Origin of the sequence: Gluconobacter vitians, assembly GCF_015244565.1 — a bacterium.
GTDB classification, from domain to species: domain Bacteria; phylum Pseudomonadota; class Alphaproteobacteria; order Acetobacterales; family Acetobacteraceae; genus Gluconobacter; species Gluconobacter vitians.
On sequence record NZ_JABCQG010000027.1, the window covers coordinates 1 to 20331 of the forward strand.

18 protein-coding genes and 1 pseudogene are annotated in these 20331 nt (G+C 59.8%); 12 read left to right on the forward strand and 7 right to left on the reverse strand.

The window, feature by feature from the left end; genetic code table 11:
- The first annotated feature begins 118 nt into the window (after positions 1-118).
- Together HKD24_RS15615 and HKD24_RS13600 are read left to right on the forward strand one after the other, a co-directional pair.
- Positions 119-307: a TOBE domain-containing protein gene (locus HKD24_RS15615; RefSeq protein ID WP_194260756.1), complete on the forward strand. Its 189-nt coding sequence runs from the start codon at positions 119-121 to the stop codon at positions 305-307.
- 325 nt (positions 308-632) lie between these two features.
- The gene (locus tag HKD24_RS13600; protein ID WP_322783330.1) at positions 633-2882 is read left to right on the forward strand and encodes a TonB-dependent receptor plug domain-containing protein; all 2250 of its coding nucleotides are present in this window, start codon (positions 633-635) and stop codon (positions 2880-2882) included.
- Between the two features lie 254 nt (positions 2883-3136).
- Here HKD24_RS13600 and HKD24_RS13605 read toward each other — a convergent pair whose 3' ends face one another.
- The 3 genes from HKD24_RS13605 to HKD24_RS13615 are packed head-to-tail and all read right to left on the reverse strand — an operon-like array spanning position 3137 to position 5338.
- Positions 3137-4042 carry a delta(1)-pyrroline-2-carboxylate reductase family protein gene (locus HKD24_RS13605; RefSeq protein WP_194260757.1) on the reverse strand — a complete coding sequence of 302 codons (906 nt, stop codon included), beginning with the start codon at positions 4040-4042 and terminating at the stop codon, positions 3137-3139.
- A 37-nt stretch (positions 4043-4079) separates the two neighbouring features.
- A complete protein-coding gene (locus tag HKD24_RS13610) occupies positions 4080-4433 on the reverse strand; it encodes a RidA family protein (protein WP_062494166.1) in 354 nt (117 codons plus the stop codon).
- A 29-nt stretch (positions 4434-4462) separates the two neighbouring features.
- Positions 4463-5338, reverse strand: coding sequence for a D-amino-acid transaminase (locus HKD24_RS13615; RefSeq protein ID WP_322783331.1), 876 nt, complete (start codon positions 5336-5338; stop codon positions 4463-4465).
- A gap of 202 nt (positions 5339-5540) precedes the next feature.
- Between HKD24_RS13615 and HKD24_RS13620 the strand changes: the two genes are divergently transcribed.
- Positions 5541-6857, forward strand: coding sequence for a dihydroorotase (locus HKD24_RS13620; protein ID WP_194260759.1), 1317 nt, complete (start codon positions 5541-5543; stop codon positions 6855-6857).
- 3 nt (positions 6858-6860) lie between these two features.
- On the opposite strand, the gene HKD24_RS13625 is transcribed toward HKD24_RS13620, so the two are convergent.
- Positions 6861-7754, reverse strand: coding sequence for a LysR family transcriptional regulator (locus HKD24_RS13625; RefSeq protein WP_194260760.1), 894 nt, complete (start codon positions 7752-7754; stop codon positions 6861-6863).
- A 149-nt stretch (positions 7755-7903) separates the two neighbouring features.
- Between HKD24_RS13625 and HKD24_RS13630 the strand changes: the two genes are divergently transcribed.
- The 8 genes from HKD24_RS13630 to HKD24_RS13665 are packed head-to-tail and all read left to right on the forward strand — an operon-like array spanning position 7904 to position 15158.
- On the forward strand, positions 7904-8857 hold the full coding sequence (locus tag HKD24_RS13630; RefSeq protein WP_194260761.1) for an N-carbamoyl-D-amino-acid hydrolase: 954 nt from the start codon (positions 7904-7906) through the stop codon (positions 8855-8857).
- Positions 8857-9669, forward strand: coding sequence for an ABC transporter substrate-binding protein (locus HKD24_RS13635; RefSeq protein ID WP_194260762.1), 813 nt, complete (start codon positions 8857-8859; stop codon positions 9667-9669). Before HKD24_RS13630 ends, HKD24_RS13635 begins: the two co-directional genes overlap by 1 nt.
- Complete coding sequence (locus tag HKD24_RS13640) at positions 9666-10502, forward strand: amino acid ABC transporter permease (protein WP_194260763.1); 837 nt, start codon at positions 9666-9668, stop codon at positions 10500-10502. The genes HKD24_RS13635 and HKD24_RS13640 overlap by 4 nt, the downstream gene beginning before the upstream one ends.
- Entirely contained in the window at positions 10499-11281 is a 783-nt protein-coding gene (locus HKD24_RS13645; RefSeq protein WP_194260764.1) for an amino acid ABC transporter ATP-binding protein, read from the forward strand. Before HKD24_RS13640 ends, HKD24_RS13645 begins: the two co-directional genes overlap by 4 nt.
- Before the next feature lie 23 nt (positions 11282-11304).
- Positions 11305-12189 (forward strand): polysaccharide deacetylase family protein, encoded by an 885-nt coding sequence (locus HKD24_RS13650; protein ID WP_194260765.1) that lies wholly within the window; start codon positions 11305-11307, stop codon positions 12187-12189.
- Positions 12186-13643 (forward strand): amidohydrolase family protein, encoded by a 1458-nt coding sequence (locus HKD24_RS13655; protein ID WP_194260766.1) that lies wholly within the window; start codon positions 12186-12188, stop codon positions 13641-13643. Before HKD24_RS13650 ends, HKD24_RS13655 begins: the two co-directional genes overlap by 4 nt.
- Positions 13643-14515, forward strand: coding sequence for a transporter substrate-binding domain-containing protein (locus tag HKD24_RS13660; RefSeq protein ID WP_194260767.1), 873 nt, complete (start codon positions 13643-13645; stop codon positions 14513-14515). The genes HKD24_RS13655 and HKD24_RS13660 overlap by 1 nt, the downstream gene beginning before the upstream one ends.
- Positions 14505-15158: an aspartate/glutamate racemase family protein gene (locus HKD24_RS13665; RefSeq protein WP_194260768.1), complete on the forward strand. Its 654-nt coding sequence runs from the start codon at positions 14505-14507 to the stop codon at positions 15156-15158. Before HKD24_RS13660 ends, HKD24_RS13665 begins: the two co-directional genes overlap by 11 nt.
- Here HKD24_RS13665 and HKD24_RS13670 read toward each other — a convergent pair.
- Together HKD24_RS13670 and HKD24_RS13675 are read right to left on the reverse strand one after the other, a co-directional pair.
- The gene (locus HKD24_RS13670; RefSeq protein ID WP_194260769.1) at positions 15148-16386 is read right to left on the reverse strand and encodes an MFS transporter; all 1239 of its coding nucleotides are present in this window, start codon (positions 16384-16386) and stop codon (positions 15148-15150) included. The genes HKD24_RS13665 and HKD24_RS13670 overlap by 11 nt on opposite strands.
- A 5-nt stretch (positions 16387-16391) precedes the next feature.
- Positions 16392-18785 (reverse strand): TonB-dependent receptor, encoded by a 2394-nt coding sequence (locus HKD24_RS13675; RefSeq protein WP_194260770.1) that lies wholly within the window; start codon positions 18783-18785, stop codon positions 16392-16394.
- 348 nt (positions 18786-19133) lie between these two features.
- Between HKD24_RS13675 and HKD24_RS13680 the strand changes: the two genes are divergently transcribed.
- Positions 19134-20243 (forward strand): FAD-binding oxidoreductase, encoded by a 1110-nt coding sequence (locus HKD24_RS13680; RefSeq protein WP_194260771.1) that lies wholly within the window; start codon positions 19134-19136, stop codon positions 20241-20243.
- Here HKD24_RS13680 and HKD24_RS13685 read toward each other — a convergent pair.
- Positions 20233-20331 (reverse strand): annotated as a pseudogene (locus HKD24_RS13685) (IS5-like element ISMex42 family transposase); the annotation flags it as partial. The gene HKD24_RS13680 and the pseudogene HKD24_RS13685 sit on opposite strands and share 11 nt — an antisense overlap.

Below are 20331 nucleotides of genomic sequence, written 5' to 3' on the forward strand. Positions count from 1 at the left end.
TGATTTGAACTCCGCCGCATACCTCTTGCGCGTAACCTTGCCCATAAAACCCGTCCTCTCTCAGGTCGGATTATAGCTTATTGCCCTGTCCGAAAAATGGGGACCACCTCTCTATGTCATGACGGGACGTGTACAAAATGTGCTCTTCCTCGGAACGCATCGTCGTATCAGCCTCTGTGTAGCGGGCGAAAACATGACTGCACGCCTCACATCCGAAAATCAGGAAGAATTCATACCTGGACAGGAAATCTCCGTAGGATTTTCGGAAGGTGACATCATGTGTCTTGACGAAAATTTCATATCGTAACGATGAAAAAACAAAACCATATCAGGATGCTGTCCCTGGAGGCCGGTTCTGGTTCGGTTGTGATTGCCCGGGAGGAAAGCACGTGAACACGATCTGTCGCAGCAAATGGATGTCGGGCCTTCTGGCGACAACCGGTATATCACTTCTGTGGTGTGCGCCCGCCTCAGCCCAGACGGCTCAGAAACCTGAAAAAGTTCAGGGGACCCAGAAAAAGACCAGCGGAAGTGCGCATGCGTCCACGTCAGGACCATCGTCTGCCCGTGCCCGTGTAATATCGCATAAAGCAGAAGCAGTATCTCCGCATTCCGCAAACGAACAGATCATCGTGACGGGCTCCCGTGGTCTTGCTCGGAAAGTCACAGACAGTCTGAGCCCGATCGACGTCATCAATGCCCGGCAGCTGTCCCAGACGGGGCAGGGGGATCTGGGGGATGCGCTGGTTCTGACCAATCCTTCACTGAACATGCAGGCCCATCAGACGGATCAGGCTGCTTTTGTCTCTTCAATCCGGATGCGCGGCCTCAATCCAGATCAGGTCCTTATCCTGATCGACGGCAAGCGTCGTCACACTACGGCGAACATCAATTCGGATTCAGGTCCGGAATCCGGTGAAACGCCTGTCGATATCGACATGATCCCGATGAGCATGATCGATCATATCGAAGTGCTTCGGGATGGCGCTGCGGCACAGTATGGATCGGATGCAATCGCCGGTGTGATCAACATCATCCTCAAAAAGGGTGCGCATGGTGGATCGCAGCAGGCGCTGGCCGGTGCCACCTATCCGGGGGACGGCTTTACCTACCAGGTACGGGGAGATCATGGCATCAGTCTCGGCGACGATGGATTCCTTCATTTCGGCCTTGATTTCAAACATAACGACCTGACTTCGCGTGATGCAATTGACAACCGTACCGGACGCAAGGATTTCAATCAGGAAGGAGAGCCGGACCAGACCCGCGTGAACGTCGCCATCAACTGGGGCAAGGATCTGTTCGGTGGGGCCGCGAATTTCTACGGCAACGTGATCTACGGACACCGCCATGGTGAGTCGCCGCAGTATTTTCGCGTGGCCAGTACACTTCCGTCCTACTATCCGTGGGGATTTGCGCCGGTCGATACGTCCGATGAAGATGACTACGCAGCGACGGTCGGCCTGAAAGGCGACAATTTCCTCGGCTTTGGCTGGGATATCAGCACGACCTATGGTGCGGATAATTTCCATCTCCGTCAGCACGATTCAGCCAATCTGAGCTATCTGGCCACCTATGGCTGGACGCCGACGAGTTTCAATCTCCGTTCTTTCCAGTCCACCCAGTGGACCAACAATATTGATTTCCATCGGGCAATCCGTGTTCCGCTGCTGGCTGCACCGCTGCATCTGGCGTTCGGTGCCGAACACCGCATGGAAAGTTACACCATGACGGCCGGCGACTATGCCTCATATTATGGCTCCGGTTCACAGGCGCTTGTCGGGTTGTCACCGAGCAATGCCGGATCCTGGTATCGCGACGTCTATGCGGGATATGTGGATGTTGATGTAAAGCCGGTGAAACGTCTGGATATCGATTTTGCAGGGCGTTTCGAGCATTACACGGATGCGGGGAACGCCGAGACGGGCAAGATCGCCGTGCGCTACGACTTCACGAAATGGTTCGCGATCCGTGGCGCTATTAACACCGGATTCCGGGCACCAACCCTGGCCGAGGAACATTATTCCACATTGGGTGTGGCGCCAACCTATGCGGGTGGCCAGCTGGCCGTCGCTTCCGCCGCGGCATCCGCACTGGGCGCCATTCCCCTCAAGCCGGAATTCTCGACCAATGCCAGTGGCGGCTTTGTCCTGCGCCCCGTCAAGAACCTGAACATCACGACGGATGTTTACCAGATCAATATCCGCGATCGAATCATCAATGGTGGCAGCTATTCCGGACAACAGGCAGTAGATGCCATCGAACAGATGGGCATTCAGGTGCCAAGTACGATTGCACCGTCATCCGTGACTGCGCATTATTATTCCAATGGCGCAAGTACCCGCACACAGGGCCTCGATATCGTTGCAAATTATCTGACTGATCTGCACCAGATGGGAACGATCAACTGGGATCTGGGTCTTTCCCTGAACCGGACACGCCTGACCCATCTGGGGAACGACACGAACGGTAATCCGCTTCTGACGGCCCAGACGATTTCCTACCTCACGACGACATCCCCGCGCAGCAAGATCATGATGTCAGCGCGCTGGAAATATCGCAATTTCGATGTCTTCATTCAGGAGATGCGCTGGGGTGAAACAAAGGACATGAAGTCCTATCGGACTGGACCTTATGCAAACTCCAACTCTGTGTTCTACCCGTTCGCCAACACGCCGGTCTGGGTCACCAATGCGGAATTCGGATATCAGGCCACGCACAAGATTCATATCGCAGTAGGTGCCAACAACCTGTTTGACATGAAACCGCGTCGTCTGCCTGCTGACGGAACCTATGCTGGCGCAGAAATCTATGACGATTACTCCAATCAGATGGGATATAACGGCGGTTACTATTACCTTCGCCTGAACTCCACATTCTGACTTGGCAGAACACGCTGGCCGGTGCCCCCGGCTGCCCGAGGCATCATGCATGCTTCCGGGCAGCCGAAAATCTGGCAGAATATGGCGCGGCAGCGCGCCGGTTTGACCTCATTTACAGATCTGTGGCCCCGAAACGCGATCGCAATCGGATAAATCTGGTCGCTTGACCAGCAGTTTTGCAATCAGGCTCCAGCCCGGAAAACAACCTTGACTCGATCGCCCTGCCTACTCAACCGGGCAGGGCGATCTGACGGCTAAATATCCAGTGCGCCTGACAGAGATTGCATGGCCAGTCTGCAGGCAGCGAGATCCCAGGCTGCACAGCCGACACTCTTAAAGAAGACGGGTTCCTGCCCCACAGGTCTTTTCTCAAGAAAATCCGCGAGCGATGCCACTTCGGACCAGTCTTTTCCAGCCTGAAGAATGTCTCCCGCTTCATGGGGCGCGCCAACAGGGTCATCAACAACACAGAGACTGCCCAGCACAATCCCGGGGCCGATCTCGACCATGTCCGGACGATACGCACCCACGCCAATGACCAGGGTTTCCGGCGAGGCGCTTCTGTCGAAAAGGATTTCGCGGCTGCTGGTCACGGTGATGACAGCATCATAATGGTCTGCGGTGTTTCGTTCGGCTTCTATCCGAAGCGCGGGATAAGGACCTTCTATCAATGACTGGATACGCTTGGTGTTACGTCCCCGTATCGAAACGGATAGGCCTGGATAAAGCTCGTTCAGTGCTTCAAGATGAACGGCGGCCTGGGCACCGGTCCCGACAAGCAGGACGCGTTCAAGCCGGGGCGGCTGAAAGCAAGACAGACCGAGCATCGAGACCGCCGCCGTGCGTCTTTCGGTCGCAGTGATCCCGTCCATGGCAAACAGGAAACGTCCGTCCCGCCCGTCCAGACAGGTAACCTGCCCCTGAAGCGTAGGAAGCGCCGTATTATCCGGAAAGATGGTCAGAAGCTTGTGCGCAATGATGTCCGGACCGTAGGCTACCATAGACAGGACGGTCCCATGCTTGTCGGCAGTTGGCACGACAAGGCGTTCCGGACAGATGATGGAAGCATCCCGATATTCCGCGATGGCAGTCTTCAGGGCGCCGATCAGTGGCCGGAAAGGAAGTGCCTGTCGTGTCTCATCGGCTGAAAGAATACGCATGGAAGCTCCGCGGGACGGTATGAGTTTTAATAGTGTCTCAGGATCCGAGGCGCGCGACCAGAGTCATTTCGACTTTCCAGGCCGGATCAGCCAGACGGGCTTCCACCGTGGCGCGTGCGGGCTTGGCATCCTGATCGAGCCAGGCGTCCCACGCACGGTTCATTGCGCCAATCTCGGAAATATCCGTCAGGAAGATCTGTACGGAGATGATGTCGCTCTTGCGGCTTCCCACCTGCGCCAGAAGGCTGTCGATCTGGTTAAGCACGTTGATCGTCTGGCCCTCGGTGTCCAGCGTTTCATCCGTGGTCACCTGGCCTGCGAAATGGATCATGCCATTGCAGATGACAGCGCCGCTGAGGCGCTCATGGGGATCCAGACGTGTAATCGACATTGTTGATGGTCCTGTCTTGAAAAAGGTTTTCAGGAAATGCTTGCCGGCAGCGTCATGACGTCCTGCAGATAGGCGTCATAAAGACTGCGGAAGACCGGTCCGGGAACGCCCCCGCCGACGCACACGCCATCCATTTCGATGACGGGCACAGCAATCGTCGAGGCGCTCGTATAGAAGGCTTCGCTCGCCTCCAGGACTTCCGCCTTTGAAAAAGGCCGTTCCACGATCGTCAGGCCATGACGTTTCGCGATTTCAAGAACTGTCCTGCGCGTGATGCCCGGCAGGATGTCTCGGGAAAGATTGCGCGTGACCAGTTCATTGCCACGCGTGACGATGAACGCCGTCGAGGACGCGCCTTCCGTGATGATGTCACCATCGAGCATCCAGGCTTCCTTGACGCCGGCCTGCTTGACGGCATGCTTGGCCATGACCTGCGCCAGAAGCGACGTGGATTTGATGTCGCGCCGCGCCCAGCGCAGATCCGGCACGGTGATGATCCTCGCGCCGGTCTCGATGATCGGATTGGACTGGACCTTGCTGAACTGCGGGAACATCACCACGGTCGGTTCGAGACCTTCCGCATACTGGAACGCACGCTCCGCCACGCCCCGGCTGACCTGGATATAGATCAGCCCGTTGCGCAGCTCATTGCGCCGCATGATCTCCGTTTCAATTTCGGTCCATTTCCCGGTACTGAACGGATTGGCAATGCCGATCTCCCCCAGTGAACGGTTCAGACGCTGGAGATGATGGTCATTATCCACCAGACGGCCCTCGATGACGGCCGTCACTTCATAGACGCCATCCCCGAAAAGAAACCCGCGATCCATGACGGGAAGGACGGCCTCACGAAGAGGAACAAATGCCCCCCGTACGAACCCGATACGGTTGTCGACAGTCGACACGATCTCTCCCCTGCAAGCCGGTCTGTTGACACTCTGTATAAAAGAAGTTTCCCGCACTGGCATATCGGATATCCGGACCGGCTATTCATAGGCGTGATACTACCCCCCAACTGCCGATAGAGGAGGCACTGGACGCACCCGCGCGCGCCATGGAGTATTTTTTGACCCGATATTATTCGCAGAGCAGGCAAGGGCGACCTTTATGGACCATTTCGATCTCATCCTGAAAAACGGGACTGTCGTCACCTCATCGCAGGAACGCGCCGATATCGGCTGCCGTGACGGAAAAATCGTCGCCATCGGAGATCTCGGTCGCGCAGAAGCCACCGAAGTCATCGACTGCACCGGCCTGCATATTCTGCCCGGTATCATCGACCCGCATGTCCATCTTCGCGAACCAGGAAACGCCAGCGTCGAGACCATCCATGATGGCACGAAAGGCGCCATCCTCGGCGGCGTGACAACCGTATTCGACATGCCCAACACGGCTGAATCGGTTGTTTCCAAAGAGGTGCTGGACCGCAAGCGCGCCATGATCCCCAACAAAAGCTGGTGCGATATCGGGCTTTATGTCGGGGCGACAAAGAAGAATATCGACACGCTGGATACGCTCGAAGTTCAGGACAATGTCTGCGCAATCAAGGTTTTTGCAGGCTCATCGACAGGCGATCTGCTCGTCGATGACGATGCCAGTCTCGAAGCCCTGATGCGCAACGGCACCCGCCGCGTCTGCTACCATTCCGAGGACGAGACACGTCTTCAGGAACGCAAAAAGCTCTTTTCCGTCGGCCAGCCCTATCGCAAGCATATGGAATGGCGGGACGTCGAATGTGCATTTCTCGGCACCCGGCGCCTGATGACCCTGGCGCGAAAGACAGGCCGCAAAACCCATATCCTGCATGTCTCCACCGCCGAGGAACTCGCCTATATGCGCGATTTCAAGGATATCGGAACGGTCGAGGTTCTGGTCAATCACCTTACGCAGGTCGGGCCGGAAGTGTACGATCGTCTCGGCGGCTACGCCATCATGAACCCGCCTATCCGGAACCAGCGCCACTACGATGCCTCCTGGGCAGCGGTCAACGCAGGCGATGTAGACTGTATCGGTTCCGATCACGCGCCCCATTCCCGCGAAGCCAAGGAACGCCCCTGGCCGCTGACGTCGGCGGGACTGACAGGAGTACAGACGCTCGTTCCGATCATGCTCGATCACGTAAATGCCGGTCGCCTGCCGCTTGAGCGTATGGCAGCCCTGATGGCGGCCGGCCCCGCGCGCATCTATGGCGCCATCGGCAAGGGCCATATCGCCCCCGGCTATGACGCGGACTTCACGATCGTCGATCTCGCGCACCGTCGGACCATCGAGGAAAGCTGGATCACGTCCCCCTGTGGCTGGACACCTTTTGCCGGCATGTCCTGCACGGGCTGGCCCGTCATGACGGTCATTCGCGGCCAGGCCGTCATGCGTGACGACGAGATCATCGGCTCGCCCCGCGGTGCAGTCGTCTCTTTCTCGTGACGCTCAGAGGTCTTTCGGAAGATCGCCTACAACCTCGCGGACGCGCTCAAGGAAAAAGCGCCCCAGTCGCGAAAGCGAGCGGTTTTCGGACCATATCGCATAGGCCGCCACGGGAATGGACGGTGCAAAGGGGCGGCTGACGAGCCTGAAGCGCCCCGATGACGCCGTCAGGGGGTCCACGATCGCGACCCCCGCATTGGCTTCCGCAAGGGTGCAGGCCGTATTGGCATACCGGACTTCAGCCGAGAAAGTGAAACCCTCGTCTTCCTGATCGAAGGCGGACCGGGTGGCTTCTCCGAGCTTGGTACCGGATTCCAGCGCGATGAAATGATAGTCCCGCAGATCCCAGGGCCGGATCTGCCGCCGCTCGCTAAGCGGATGTCCCGGCGGCATGACACAGACCATCTCTCCACGATACAGAACCTCTGAAGCCAGACCTGGTTTCCCGCTGAACCCCAGGGCAAACCCAAGCTCCGCCTTGTGGCTTTCCACGCTGTTAATGACCCCTTCATAGCGACGGACGTCGAAATACGTCCGGATCTTTGGCCGAAGAGACTGCGTGCGCTGGATCGCGGTTGCGAGCATGCCATACCCGATGGGCGGCGTAGCCACGAGCCTGAGCTGCCCGGCCCGGCTGTCCCGCAGATCCTGGATCCGGCCCTCAAGCCTCTCATGCAGATCGAAAATCGCTTCCGCGTCATCCACGATGATCGTGGCCTCAGGGGTAGGATAGATCCGGTTATTGACTCTCTGGAACAGTGCGAAGCCGACCTGATCCTCCATCGTGCGGATGGCATTGCTGATCGCAGGCTGTGACAGCCCCAGAACGCGCGCGGCCGCCACGGTTGTATTGTGGCGAATGATCGCCCGGAGGATTTCGATCTGGCGAAGGTTCATCTATAAGTTTTTTGAATATGGAGGTGGGATATCTGATTAGCCGGATTATTGAGCTAACCGAAACAAAATGGCAATGAATTTATGACCGGCCGGTGTGCGAAGGGGTTCGCCGTCGTGCCATAATGAGACCCGGACGAGAGAAAATGACTATGGGACGGATCATTCGGATTGCCGCAGCCCAAATGGGGCCGACACAGAAGGCGGATGAGCGCAGCCACACGGTAAGGCGCATGATTGCGCTGCTGGAGGAGGCCGCTTCGAAAGGAGCCACTCTCGTCGTCTATCCGGAACTCGCGTTTACGACGTTTTTTCCGCGCTGGCTGCTCGAAGGCCATGAGCTGCTGAAGGAATATGAGCGCTCCATGCCCAATCCGGAAGTGCAGCCGCTGTTTGACCGCGCCCGGGAGCTCGGCATCGGCTTCTATGTCGGCTACGCGGAGCTCACGCCCGAAGGCGAGCGCTTCAACACGAGCATCATCGTTGCCTGTGACGGCACGATCCTCGGCAAGTACCGCAAGGTCCATCTGCCCGGTTCGGTCGAGCCCCGGCCCGGCGCGAAATTCCAGCAGCTCGAGAAGCGCTATTTCGAATACGGGGACCTGGGTTTTCCGGTCTATCGTGCAGGGGCCGAATGGTCCGATGCCCTCATTGGCATGATGATCTGCAACGACCGCCGCTGGCCGGAAGCCTGGCGCACGCTCGCCCTGCAGGGGATGGAACTGCTCTGCGTGGGCTATAACTCCGCCGCCTACGACCCGAACGGTGGCGATACCGAAAGCGCGGATCTGCGCACCTTCCATGCGCAGCTCGTGGTGCAGGCGAATGCCTATATGAACGCCTGCTGGGCTGTAGCCGTGGCAAAGGCCGGTGACGAGGACGGGTCCTGCCTGATCGGCGGAAGCTGCATCGTTGATCCGAACGGCCAGATCGTGGCCCAGACCACGACCCTTGCCGATGAAGTGATTGTCGCCGACTGTGATCTTGATCTCTGCCAGCAGGGCAAGACCAAGATGTTCAACTTCGAGGCGCACCGCCGGCCACAATGGTATACCCGCATCACAAGCCAGACGGGCGTCGTCTACCCGGAGGACGAAATCGGCTGATGACGTCGAAATTCCGGACACTCCTGTCTCTGACGGCCTGTCTCTTTCTGGGACAGGTGGGGGCCGCGCAGGCAGCTCCCGGAGTGCTCCGGATTTCGGTCAATCCGATCTATCCGCCCCTCGAATTCCGCGATCCGGTCACGGACCGCCTGACCGGCTTCGACATCGATTTCGGAAACGCCCTGGCGGCCCGTATGGGTGTAAAGGCACAATGGGTCGAGACGGCCTTCCCCCAGATGATCCCTTCCGTCCAGAGCGGCCGGACCAACATGATCCTGAGCGGATTTTCCGACCGTCCCGAACGCCGCGCCTTTCTGGATTTCCTCGATTACCTCAAGTCCGGCGCACAGGTCCTTGTCCTGTCACAGGGCGACGTCCAGAGCCCGGAGATGCTGTGCGGACAAAAACTCGCCGCCAGCCGCGCTACATCTTTCCCCACCATGATCCGGCAGTGGAGTCACGACCACTGCGAGGCGCAGGGACGTCCCGCGATGGTGTTCTACCCGTCCGAAAGCGGGGCCGATGCCCGGATACAGCTTCTTCAGGGGCGCGTCGCCGCCATGGTGCAGGGGGGCGAGACGGTCGGATATTTCATCGACATCACCCATCACGCCTTCCGCAGGCTTGGAAATCCCCTGTCGAGCATGCTTCTGTCGATGGCCTTCCCCAAGGGGCATGCGGCCCTTAAGGCTCAGGTCGCCCACGCCTTCGCGGATCTCAGGGCAGACGGAACCTATGCGCGCCTTCTCCAGCGCTGGTCCCTTCAGGACGCGGCACTTCCCGACACAGACTCAGACGGATCGACGCCATGACCAGAACGACAGAGTCTTCCCGGCTTCTTGCCCTTCCGCGCGGCAGACATATCGCATGGACACAGATCGTCTCGGGCGTCGTGCTGCTCGCCCTGTGCGCCTGGATCATCCATGCCTTCGCCGTGGGGCAGATCGAATGGCGCTATGTCGGGCAGTTCCTGTTCGTGCCCTCCATTCTGCGCGGTGTGGGCGCCACGCTGCTGATGGCCGTATGCGCCATGGCACTCGGTATGGTCGCGGGCATCATTCTGGCCCTGGGCCGTCTGTCCACGGTATGGCTGCCCCGGATTGTCTCGGGACTGTATGTCTGGCTGTTCCGCGGCGTTCCGGTCATCCTGCAACTGCTGATCTGGTTCAACCTCGCGCTGATCTTCCCCCATGTCACCCTGCCGGGCATCGGCTCGTACCGGACGGTCGATCTCATGACGCCGTTCCTCTCGGCCCTGTTCGGTCTGGGGCTCAATCAGGCCGCCTATATCGCCGAAATCTTCCGCGCCGGTTTCCAGAGCGTGGATCGCGGACAGTACGAAGCCGCATCCGCCATCGGCATGACGCGCCTGACAGCCATGCGCCGCATCATCTTCCCGCAGGCCTTCCGGACGGTCATCCCGCCACTGGGCAACGAATTCATCAACATGATCAAGCTGACCTCGCTCGCCAGCCTCATCCAGTATCCCGAAGTCCTGCACAATGCGGAGACGATCTATTACGCCAACACACGCGTGATCGAACTGCTGATCGTCGCCGGCTTCTGGTATCTGGCGGCTGTGACCGTCCTCTCGCCGCTGCAGCACCTGCTCGAACGCCGCTTTTCGCGAGGCAAATCCGCATGACCGAACCTGCGATCTGGATCCGGAACCTGCACAAATCCTTCGGCGCAAACCCCGTCCTGCGCGGCGTGTCGCTCGACATCCCGCCCGGTCAGGTCGTCTGCGTCCTCGGCGGCTCCGGCTCAGGCAAGACGACCCTGCTACGCTGCATCGCCCAGCTCGAAACAGCGGAAGACGGCCTGATCGTCATGAGCGGCGAACTGCTCGGGCATCAGGAACGCAACGGGCGCCTTGTTCCCCGCAGTGCCCGCGATATCGCCCGTCAGAGACGGCTGGCCGGTATGGTCTTCCAGCGTTTCAACCTTTTCCCGCACATGACAGCCCTCGAAAACGTCATGGAAGGCCCGGTCCGGGTGCAGAAACGCCCGGCTGCGGACGTGAAACACGAAGCGCTGGAGCTTCTGCGCAGCGTCGGGCTGGAGCATCGCGCGAACCATTATCCCGCACAGCTTTCCGGCGGCCAGCAGCAGCGCGTCGCCATCGCCCGCGCCCTGGCGCTGAAACCTGCCGTCATGCTGTTCGACGAACCCACCAGCGCGCTCGATCCGGAATCCGTGGGCGACGTCCTGGCCGTCATGCAGAGCGTCGCGGCCAGCGGCGTGACGATGCTGGTCGTCACCCATGAACTCTCTTTCGCCCGGGAAGTCGCCGATCGCATCCTGTTCATGGATGGCGGCGTCATCCTGGAAGATGCTCCGACCGCCGACTTCTTCGGAACCCCGCGCGAGGAGCGCACACGCGCCTTCCTCGCCGCCGTTCTCGGCAAGAAATCAACTGCCTGACACTTTCCAAGCGGAGATACCCCATGATTCGCAGCTACGACGACGTTCCGATCCGCCCCTCGAATCTCGCAGGACCGGCTCCGGAATTCCCTTGGCCCCACGGCATGCGGGCCGCAATGATGCTGTCCTTTGACATCGATGCCGAAAGCGCCATCACCAGCAAGGACCCGTCCCACGCGGACAAGCTCGTCTCGATGTCCTATGGCGGCTATGAAGCCCGCGTCGGACTGCCCAAGGTCCTCGAACTGCTGCGCGAACTGGACCTGAAAGCCACGTTCTTCACAACCGGCTGGGCCGCGGATGCCTACCCCGCGATGGTGGAAAGCGTCCTGCGGGACGGCCATGAAGTCGGCCATCACGGCTATCATCACCTGCTGCCCGATCCCGGATCGCCCCATATCGAAGACGAACTGGCACGCGGCTTCGAGGCGCTGGCCAAGCATGGCGTCCGTCCGGTGGGCTACAGGGCGCCCTATGGCGAAAGCTGCGACGAACTGCGCACCGCCCTCAAGCGCGAAGGCATGCTCTATTCCAGCTCATGGCGCGACGATGTGCGCCCCTACCGTCAGGTCCTGCCGGACCTCTCTCCGGGCGTCGTCGAACTCCCGCCATCCTCCTGTTTTGACGACTGGATGCACGGCCTCAGCACCCGTTTCGGTGCGCGTTCGATCTTCCCGAAGGAACATGTCCTGTCCATGTGGAAGGACGAACTGGACGAAACCCGCGCCTGGGGCGCCATGGTCGGCACCGTCCTGCACCCGCTCGTCAGCGGCCGCCCGATGCGCCTGCGCCTTCTGCGCCACTTCCTGACCTACACGATCGAATGCCGTGACGTCTGGATCGCCACCGGAGAACAGATCGCCCGTCATTTCGAGGCGTGCGAAGCCGGCGGATCGACCGCATCATGAGCGCCCGTCCGATCCGCATTTCCGGCCTGCGACAGGCCGTCCTGTGGGATGACCGCAGCGCAGGGCATGTCTATGCGCCCGACACTGACCTCGTGATCGAAGGCGGCAAAATCGTCTTCGTCGGTCCGGCATCGGAACTGCCGGATGCGTATGCAGCGCTTCCCGTTGATGTCGACGGCCGTGACCTCATGGCCATGCCGGGTCTGGTGGACGTCCATTCCCACCCGGCGACGGAACCCATGAGCCGCGGCATGTTCGACGAACTCGGCTCGCCCGGCCTCTTCTATTCGTCCCTGTACGAATACATGCCGGTCTTCCGCGCCGACGCCGCCAGCAAACCGGACTGCGCCCGGGTCGCCTACAGCGAAATGCTGCTCTCGGGCGTCACCACGGTCGTGGACCTGTCCACGCCATGGGCCGGCTGGCTCGATGCCGCGACGGAAAGCGGGCTCCGGGTCTGTCTGGGGCCAATGTTCCGCTCGGCCGCCTGGAAAACCACGAACGGCTATACCGTTGACTACACCTGGAGCGAGGACGGCGGACAGCGCTCGATGGACGAGGCGCTGGAAACCGTCGATGCAGCGCAGGCCGATGCATCGGGCCGTCTGTCCGGCATGATCGTCCCCGCCCAGATCGACACCTGCTCGCCCGAAATCCTGAAAGCCTCGTTTGCCGCCGCCGAAAAGCGGGACCTCCCGTGGCAGACCCATGCGGCACAGTCCATCGTCGAGTTCCAGGAAATCACCCGCCGCCACGGCATGACGCCCGTCCAGTGGCTCGACAGTCTGGGCGTGCTCTCCAGCCGCAGCATCATCGGACACGCGATCTTTCTGGACGACCACCCGTCCACGCCCTGGCACACCAAACGCGACCTCGACATCCTCGTCAGCCGGGACGCCGCGGTCGCACACTGCGCCACGGTCTTCGCCCGGCGCGGCTACGTCCTGCGCGACTTCGGACGCTACAAACGCGCCGGGATCCGCATCGGACTGGGGACGGACACCTACCCGCACACCATTCTCGATGATCTGCGTCTGACGGCCTATCTGGGCCGTGTGCAGGAACAGAGCCCCGAAGCCGTCTCCACGCGTGACGTGTTCGATGCCGCCACCTGCGTCGGCGCCTCGCTGCTCGGACGGGACGATATCGGTCGCCTGAAAACCGGCGGCCCGGCCGATCTGGTGCTGGTGGATCTGTCGCATCCGATGATGCGCCCCTCGATCGACCCGGTGCGCTCGCTCATTTTCTCCGCCGATGACCGCGCCATCCACTCCGTCTATGTGGCGGGCCGCAAGGTGGTGGAGAAGGGACGGGTGCTGACGATGGATTATGAAGGGGCAACATCCCGTCTGGTCGAGGAACAGGCGCGGATCGTCGGTTCCGTCGCCCAGCGCGACCGGCTGGGCCGGTCCGTGGAAACGCTCGTCCCGCCCACCTTTCCGACCCGCCGCTGATGCGCCGCGCCACACTCCCGTTCGGCATGTCTCTGCCGGGCCGGCGGGTCGTGGCGCGCTCCTTCGCGGTCATGGCGCTGCTCGGTCTCGGTTCCGCAAGGGCCGAGGCTCCGGCACCCCCGGATCTCCTGCTGGGCCTGTATCCCAGCTACCCGCCGCTCGACATGCGTGACCCCATGACGGGCGTGCTCGAAGGCTTCGACGTCGATCTCGCAACGGCCCTGAGCCAGCGGATGGGCATGACCCCCCGGATGGTCGAGACAGGCTTTGCGCAACTCATCCCCTCCCTTCTGACAGGGCGGATCAGGATGTTTTTCAACGGCATGGTGGATACGCCCCTGCGGCGCCAGAGCGTGTCCTTCGTCGATTACCTGCAATCGGGCTTCCAGTTCGTCACCCTCTCCGGGGACGATCATGCGCCATCCACCCTGCCGGAACTCTGCGGCCGCATGGTCGCCGCCAGCCGCGTGACCTCCGTCCCCGCCGAGCTTCTGGCCTGGAGCGACCGCAACTGCGTGGCAAAACACCTTCCGCCCGTCCTCCTGTTCGCAACCGAAAACTCGGCGGATGCGCGCCTCCAGCTCCGTGAAGGCCGCGTGGTGGCCGCCTTGCAGGACAGCCTGACGCTTCCCTGGACGGTTGAAACCAGCGGCCATACGCTCCGGGCACTGGGCGAGGCCTTCCATCTGAGCCCGCTGGGCATCGGCCTTCCCAGAGGGGACAGCACCTTCATCTGCCGTGTCTCCGGGGCTTTTTCAGCCCTCCAGCAGGACGGCACCTATCTTTCCCTGATCCATAAATGGCACCTGCCCGAAAGCGCCGCCCTTCCAGCACAGCCCGTTCCCGAGGATTGCTCCCGCCATGTGTTCTGACCGTATTCTCGTCATCAATCCCAATTCCTCGTCTCAGGTAACGCGCGCGATCGATACCGCACTTGCCCCAATGCGCGCCCGCACCCCTTTCCGGATTGACGTGATGGACCTGCCCGACGCGCCGCCCGGCGTCGCCTTGCAGAGCGATGCGGACGAAGTCGCCCCCCTGGTCCAGCGCGCCATCCGCGCCAACCCGGCCGAAGCCTATGCGGTCGCCTGTTTCAGCGATCCGGGCGTCGCAGGCGCGCGCGAAAACACGTCGGGCGCCTCGGTCCGCGGGATCGGAGAAAGCGCCATCCTGCACGCCCTGACCCGCGGAGACCGCTTCGGTATCATCGCCCTGTCCGAAAAATCGGTCTTCCGCCAGCGCCGTCTGGTGCGCGGGATGGGCGTGGGAGAGCGCTATGCCGGCAGCCTCGGCATCGGCACCACCGCCGCCGGAGCAACGGACCATGCGCTGCTCGACAGAATGATCGATGCGGCAAAACGCCTCGTCGATCAGGGTGCGGATACGATCCTCATGGGCTGCGCGGGCATGGCACATTTTCAGCCCCATCTCGAAGACATCTGCCAGCGCCCCGTCATCGAACCCACCCGCGCCGCCGTCGCCCTCCTGATCGGAGACCTCACCCTCAGGCCCTGACGGGGCCCCGGACACAGGCCAGCGCCACAATCCCCGTCACCCCCAGAAACACCAGAATCCCGTCCGCCAGCCACCAGTTCCCCAGAAACGTCACACTCCACGACATGGCCAGCGGCACCACCGCAATGGACAGATTCCCCAGAAACTGTGTCCACGACGACACCTGCGCCGTGGATGCCCCGCCAAACTCCTGCACACAGGACCAGATCGAAACCTGACCCAGCCCGAGAAACGCTGCGGCAATAAGGGCGAGGGGAAGCATGGCTGCGCTGCTCGACGTCAGCAGCGCCACGGCCAGAAAGATGGTGCCTCCGCTCAATCCTGCGATCCCGAGTGGAACACGGGCGTGCCATTGCGAAAGGCCTGCGCGGAGCAGCATGTCCGAGGCAAAGCCCCCTAAAAGTTTTGAAAGCAGGATGACGAAATAGGATGCGGAGACATACCAGCCGACATGGCTCATGTTCAGGTGGAATGTGTTTCGCAGATACAGGGGAAACAGCGCTAGGAAAAACCCTTCGACTCCCATCAGGCAGAAATAGGCGCTCCCGATAGTGTACAGGCGTGACAGGGCGAATGGTTCTGCCAGGGCCTCGTTCTGCGGCGCGGAAGGCTCTGCCACGTTCCGGCTATAGGACAGAAGAATGCCGAAGAGCAGGATCCCGACTGTTCCATAGATCGCAAAACACAGACGCCATGACAGTGATGTCATGAGAAAGACTGAAAGCGGCGCGCCAACGACGGCTCCAAGAGACAGCGCTGCCAGCAGGATCGCGATGACGGAAGAGCGATGGATAGGCCTGAAACGTTGCTGCACGGTGATGAGCGCGGCGGTCCAGTCAGGAGCCTGTCCGATGCCGAGGAGCGCGCGACATAGGATCAACTCTGCAATCGTGCTGGCAAATGCCGTGGACAGCAGGGCCAGGGACCAGAACAGGCAGGCCAACGCATAGGTCCGGGCCGCTCCCAGCCTGCGGCACACCCAGCCAGCCGGAAGCTGGCAGAACGCGTAGGTGAAGGAATAAGCGGAAATGATATTGGTGATCTGGCCCAGACTGCAGCCGAGGCTGTTCTGGATGAGGGGCGCCATGACAACCATCGCCTGTTTGTCGATGGCCATCAGGAATGTCGCCGGCAGAAGAACCAGCCCGAGAACAAGCCAGGGATTGCTCCAGTGTCCCCCCGCCTTCAGGTCTTGCCGGGCAGGCGAGGGGGCAGCTGAAATCTGCATCGCCGTTAGAAATCGGAGCTCAGGGAGAAAGCAACCGCAAAATCGCCGCCGACGTAATAGGTGGGCGTTCCGGCAGCAATGGACGTTCCGAAAATACCCTTCGTTGCGCGAGCGTTCGTTGCGATGCCGTTGACGCCGGACAGGTAATGCTCGTCGCCAATATTCATCAGGTTGAGCTGGATCTGCGGATGCTGGGCCGGGCCGACTTTCTTGAAGCGGTAGCCGGCGGACAGGTTTGCCGTCTTGAACGCCGGAATGCTCTGGTCATTCATGAAGGTACTGTACTGAGAGTCCACGTAATTGAAGGTGAAGTTTCCGAAGAAATGGCTGTCATCGTAGCTCAGGCCGATTGATCCGGTGAATTTCGGAGCAAGGATAGCGGCTTTTCCCTTGGTGGGCAGGTAATCGTTGCCGACCTGAATATTGTTACCCATTTCGGAGTGGAGATACTGGCCCGAGATATACGGGGAGAAGTGATGCCATGCGGGAAGGCTTAGCTCTGCCTGAACACCACGGATTGTCTGGCCACCGCCATTGACCGAGAAGGACTGCGGGCTGTTATTGACATACACGATACTGGAAATCTGGCGGTTGGTCAGATTGTAATTGAATGCCGCCGCCGAGAAGTTGACCACGCCGTAATGACGATATCCGATTTCTTCGGAGATCGAGTATTCCGGCTTGAGGTTGCTCGAATGGCTGCTTGTCTTCTTTCCCGTTGTGGCACTGTAAATGTCGACATAGGCGCTCAGCGCTGCCGGTTCCTTGAAGGCGGTCGAAGCACTGAAATAGACCTGGTCATGGGGCGTGATGCGATAGCTGGCTGAAAGCTGTGGCAGGGGCTCGGCGTCATTCTTGTTGACCGCATACGTCGGGCCAGGCATCGCGCTGGTAGCATGGCGGGAAACCATGACTTCCTTGAAGCCGGCGTTCAGCACAAGGCGATCGTCAAGGAATTTCATCGTATCGTTGATGAAAAGGGCGTTTGTCTGCTGGATGAGATGACCGTTATAGGTTCCGATGACCGTTCCCGAAGAGGTCTTGATCGGATTGCCGCCATATTCGTTCATCACGTTGCCGTTCGGTTCGACCGGTGTGTACGAGGTGTTTTCGTTGTGGTCGAAATAATCGTACCAGTAACCGACCTGAAGCGTGTTGAACTTGTGCTTCCATGTCAGGGTCGCGTTCTGCCCGCCCGCTGCCTGGGTATAGGCATCGACGTTTTCCACAGTCGCAACATTGTTGACGCTGTACGGAAGCTGCACCGTTCCGACGGACTGGTCTCCAACGAACATCGACTGTCCGTTGACATTCGCACCGCTGTTGATGAAGCCACGCGTATACATGATGTAAGGCGTGATCTTGAATGTCAGTTCCGGCATCAGTTCAAACTGCGTCGGAATGGCAGCGATGACGTTCTGCCGCTGGTTGAAGCGCAGCTTGTAGTAGTTGGACGTGCCGTAGGAGTATTTTCCTGCATAGTTGTAGGAAATACCGTACTGGTTCCACTGGCTTAGAGTAGGGTTCGTGTAGACGTCCGTACGCATCCAGTTCCAGGAGAAGAACGGCGCAATGCTGTTATGTCCCCATTCCTTCAGGAAATGGCTGTCGACATGGTAGCGCTTCGTGTTGCCGGAGCCGCGCCAGTTGTTCACTTCCGTGTGGGAAAAAGACGTGTAGTTCCGGATGCCGGTATGTCCGATCTCGCCACTGTCGAGCCGGATAAACTGCCGGTTGAGGGATTTGTTGCCACCGCTCAGGTCAATGTACCCACCCGCCTTGTGGGAAGGCTGTCGCGCAGAGGCCCGGATCTGGCCACCGACTGAATTGTAAACCGGCGCATCAATATCAGGGGAGCCCTGTGACACCTCGAGATTGCTGATGTTTTCCGTGTCCGACCATTCGGTTGCGAACGGCGTGTAATAGAGGCGGTCGCCGGCGGGCATGCCTTCATAAGTCGTTCCCAGCTCGGTCTGGTTCAGGCCGCGGATGGAGACGTTCATGCGGTCGCTGAGGCCAAGGGGATCATTGGCTGCGACAACCACGCCGGGGCTCATCGCAAGGAGGGTAACGGCATTGGCTGTCGGGGACTGTTTGGCAATGTAATCCCGTGAAACGCCGCTGACGGATTTCGCCGCGCTCTGCACGGGCATCAGGCCGCCGCCCGGCGTGGTGTTCGTAACGCCATTAGCGCCGACAACCTGTTTGCGGACCGAGATATACTCGTCCTTGTGAGCGGGAACAACTTTGGGGGCCGGATGGGCGGTTTCCCTGGCGCGGGGAGCATGATGTGTGGGAGTGGATTTCCCGCTTTTCACGCCGGATGCTGCCAGCGTTGGCTGAAAGTATAGCGCACAGCCCGACAGAAGAAGGATTTTATAACCGTTTTTCGTCAGCATATCGGCAGTTCCGTTCCAGCCATGGAATTTGGTGTGATGCTGAAACGATAAGGGATGCAAACAGCAGAATCTCGTTCTAAATCCATCATGATAATCAGAATTGGACCTCTTGGTATTTATTTAGCTTATACCTCTTGCCGGCCTACAAAGAAGGATTGCAGGCAAGTTGCGGAACGAAACGATCCGGGATGGTGTCGTTCTGAGAATACGGGAAGGGTGAGGGCTTGACAGCTGGAAGTCGGCGCGTCCGTACTGTCTTCGATGTGTCGGACGACTATCTGAGGAATGTCCTGAGGATCGCTACCGCATGCGGCAGAATGTGAATTCAGGACAGGAATGATGATGGAAATGGATGACAGCATACAGGCGATCCATACCGGATTGCAGGCAATCGTCGGGTCAGACCAGATCTTTACGGGGACGGCAACGGATCGTTGGTCACGGGACTGGACAGGCCAGTTCGAGGGTATGCCGCTTGCCGTTGTTCGTCCTGGAACCTGTGAGGAAGTCGCCGCTATCCTGCGTCTTGCGGGGCAGTATAATGTTCCCGTCGTTCCGATCGCCGGAAATACCGGTCTCAATGGCGGGGCTTATGGAGCAGGTTCCATTCTGGTGTCCATCGAACGGATGAACCGGATCCGCGAGATCAGGAGTGATGCCCGTGTGGCCGTGGTCGAGGCGGGTGTCATTGTCGCGGCGCTGGACTCTGCCGTTGGTCAATATGGTCTGACGTTTCCGCTGACGTTCGGCGCGGCTGGGTCTGCGATGATCGGCGGCGTTCTCTCCACCAATGCGGGGGGCGCCAATGTCCTGCGTTACGGCAATGTGCGGGACCTCTGTCTCGGGCTTGAAGTGGTGCTGCCGGACGGGCGCGTCCTCGATCTGATGACGGCCCTGAAGAAGGACAATTCCGGCTTCGATCTGCGTGACCTTATCATCGGTGCCGAAGGACAGCTCGGGATCATCATTGCAGCCATACTGAAACTGCATCCCCGACCGGTTTTTCACGCAACGGCGCTTGTTGCGCTAGAGGATCTGAGGGAGGCGCCGGCACTTCTGAATGCCTTTCAGGATGCATCGGGCAATGCTGTTACGGCCTATGAATTCATGTCCCGCAGTTATGTTGCCGGGTACGAAAAACTCGTGCCGACGGCGCGTCGGTTCTTCGAGAACTTCTATCCTGCGGTTCTGCTCGTGGAGCTTGCGACCGTGCGGAACGAGGAGTTGGGGGAGCTTCTGGAAACAGTGCTGGGTGACGCCATGGAGCGGGGAGTTGTTGCGGATGCGGTGATCGCCCAGAGCGACATGCAGCGTCAGGAGATGTGGTCCCTTCGCGAGGCTGCCGCAGAACTTGCGTTTCGCAAGCATCCGGTTATCGATACTGACATTGCTGTACCAGTTGATTGTGTTGCAGAGTACCTTGAACGTATTCCAGAACTAGGGCCTGTTAGCACTTGATCCAGTCTGCAGCAGCAGCGATGTGTATGACGGCAAGGAATGACGCCGCTGTTTTTTCGTATCTGGTCGCGACTGCACGCCACTCCTT

Excerpts from the sequence above, each read along its gene's own strand:
- HKD24_RS13670 (WP_194260769.1), bottom strand. The coding sequence starts at position 16,386 with ATGCAGATTTCAGCTGCCCCCTCGCCTGCCCGGCAAGACCTGAAGGCG.
- HKD24_RS13665 (WP_194260768.1), top strand. The coding sequence starts at position 14,505 with ATGTGTTCTGACCGTATTCTCGTCATCAATCCCAATTCCTCGTCTCAG.
- HKD24_RS13625 (WP_194260760.1), bottom strand. The coding sequence starts at position 7,754 with ATGAACCTTCGCCAGATCGAAATCCTCCGGGCGATCATTCGCCACAAT.
- HKD24_RS13675 (WP_194260770.1), bottom strand. The coding sequence starts at position 18,785 with ATGCTGACGAAAAACGGTTATAAAATCCTTCTTCTGTCGGGCTGTGCG.
- HKD24_RS13640 (WP_194260763.1), top strand. The coding sequence starts at position 9,666 with ATGACCAGAACGACAGAGTCTTCCCGGCTTCTTGCCCTTCCGCGCGGC.
- HKD24_RS13660 (WP_194260767.1), top strand. The coding sequence starts at position 13,643 with ATGCGCCGCGCCACACTCCCGTTCGGCATGTCTCTGCCGGGCCGGCGG.
- HKD24_RS15615 (WP_194260756.1), top strand. The coding sequence starts at position 119 with ATGACGGGACGTGTACAAAATGTGCTCTTCCTCGGAACGCATCGTCGT.
- HKD24_RS13645 (WP_194260764.1), top strand. The coding sequence starts at position 10,499 with ATGACCGAACCTGCGATCTGGATCCGGAACCTGCACAAATCCTTCGGC.
- HKD24_RS13630 (WP_194260761.1), top strand. The coding sequence starts at position 7,904 with ATGGGACGGATCATTCGGATTGCCGCAGCCCAAATGGGGCCGACACAG.
- HKD24_RS13605 (WP_194260757.1), bottom strand. The coding sequence starts at position 4,042 with ATGCGTATTCTTTCAGCCGATGAGACACGACAGGCACTTCCTTTCCGG.
- HKD24_RS13650 (WP_194260765.1), top strand. The coding sequence starts at position 11,305 with ATGATTCGCAGCTACGACGACGTTCCGATCCGCCCCTCGAATCTCGCA.
- HKD24_RS13680 (WP_194260771.1), top strand. The coding sequence starts at position 19,134 with ATGGATGACAGCATACAGGCGATCCATACCGGATTGCAGGCAATCGTC.
- HKD24_RS13610 (WP_062494166.1), bottom strand. The coding sequence starts at position 4,433 with ATGTCGATTACACGTCTGGATCCCCATGAGCGCCTCAGCGGCGCTGTC.
- HKD24_RS13655 (WP_194260766.1), top strand. The coding sequence starts at position 12,186 with ATGAGCGCCCGTCCGATCCGCATTTCCGGCCTGCGACAGGCCGTCCTG.
- HKD24_RS13635 (WP_194260762.1), top strand. The coding sequence starts at position 8,857 with ATGACGTCGAAATTCCGGACACTCCTGTCTCTGACGGCCTGTCTCTTT.
- HKD24_RS13620 (WP_194260759.1), top strand. The coding sequence starts at position 5,541 with ATGGACCATTTCGATCTCATCCTGAAAAACGGGACTGTCGTCACCTCA.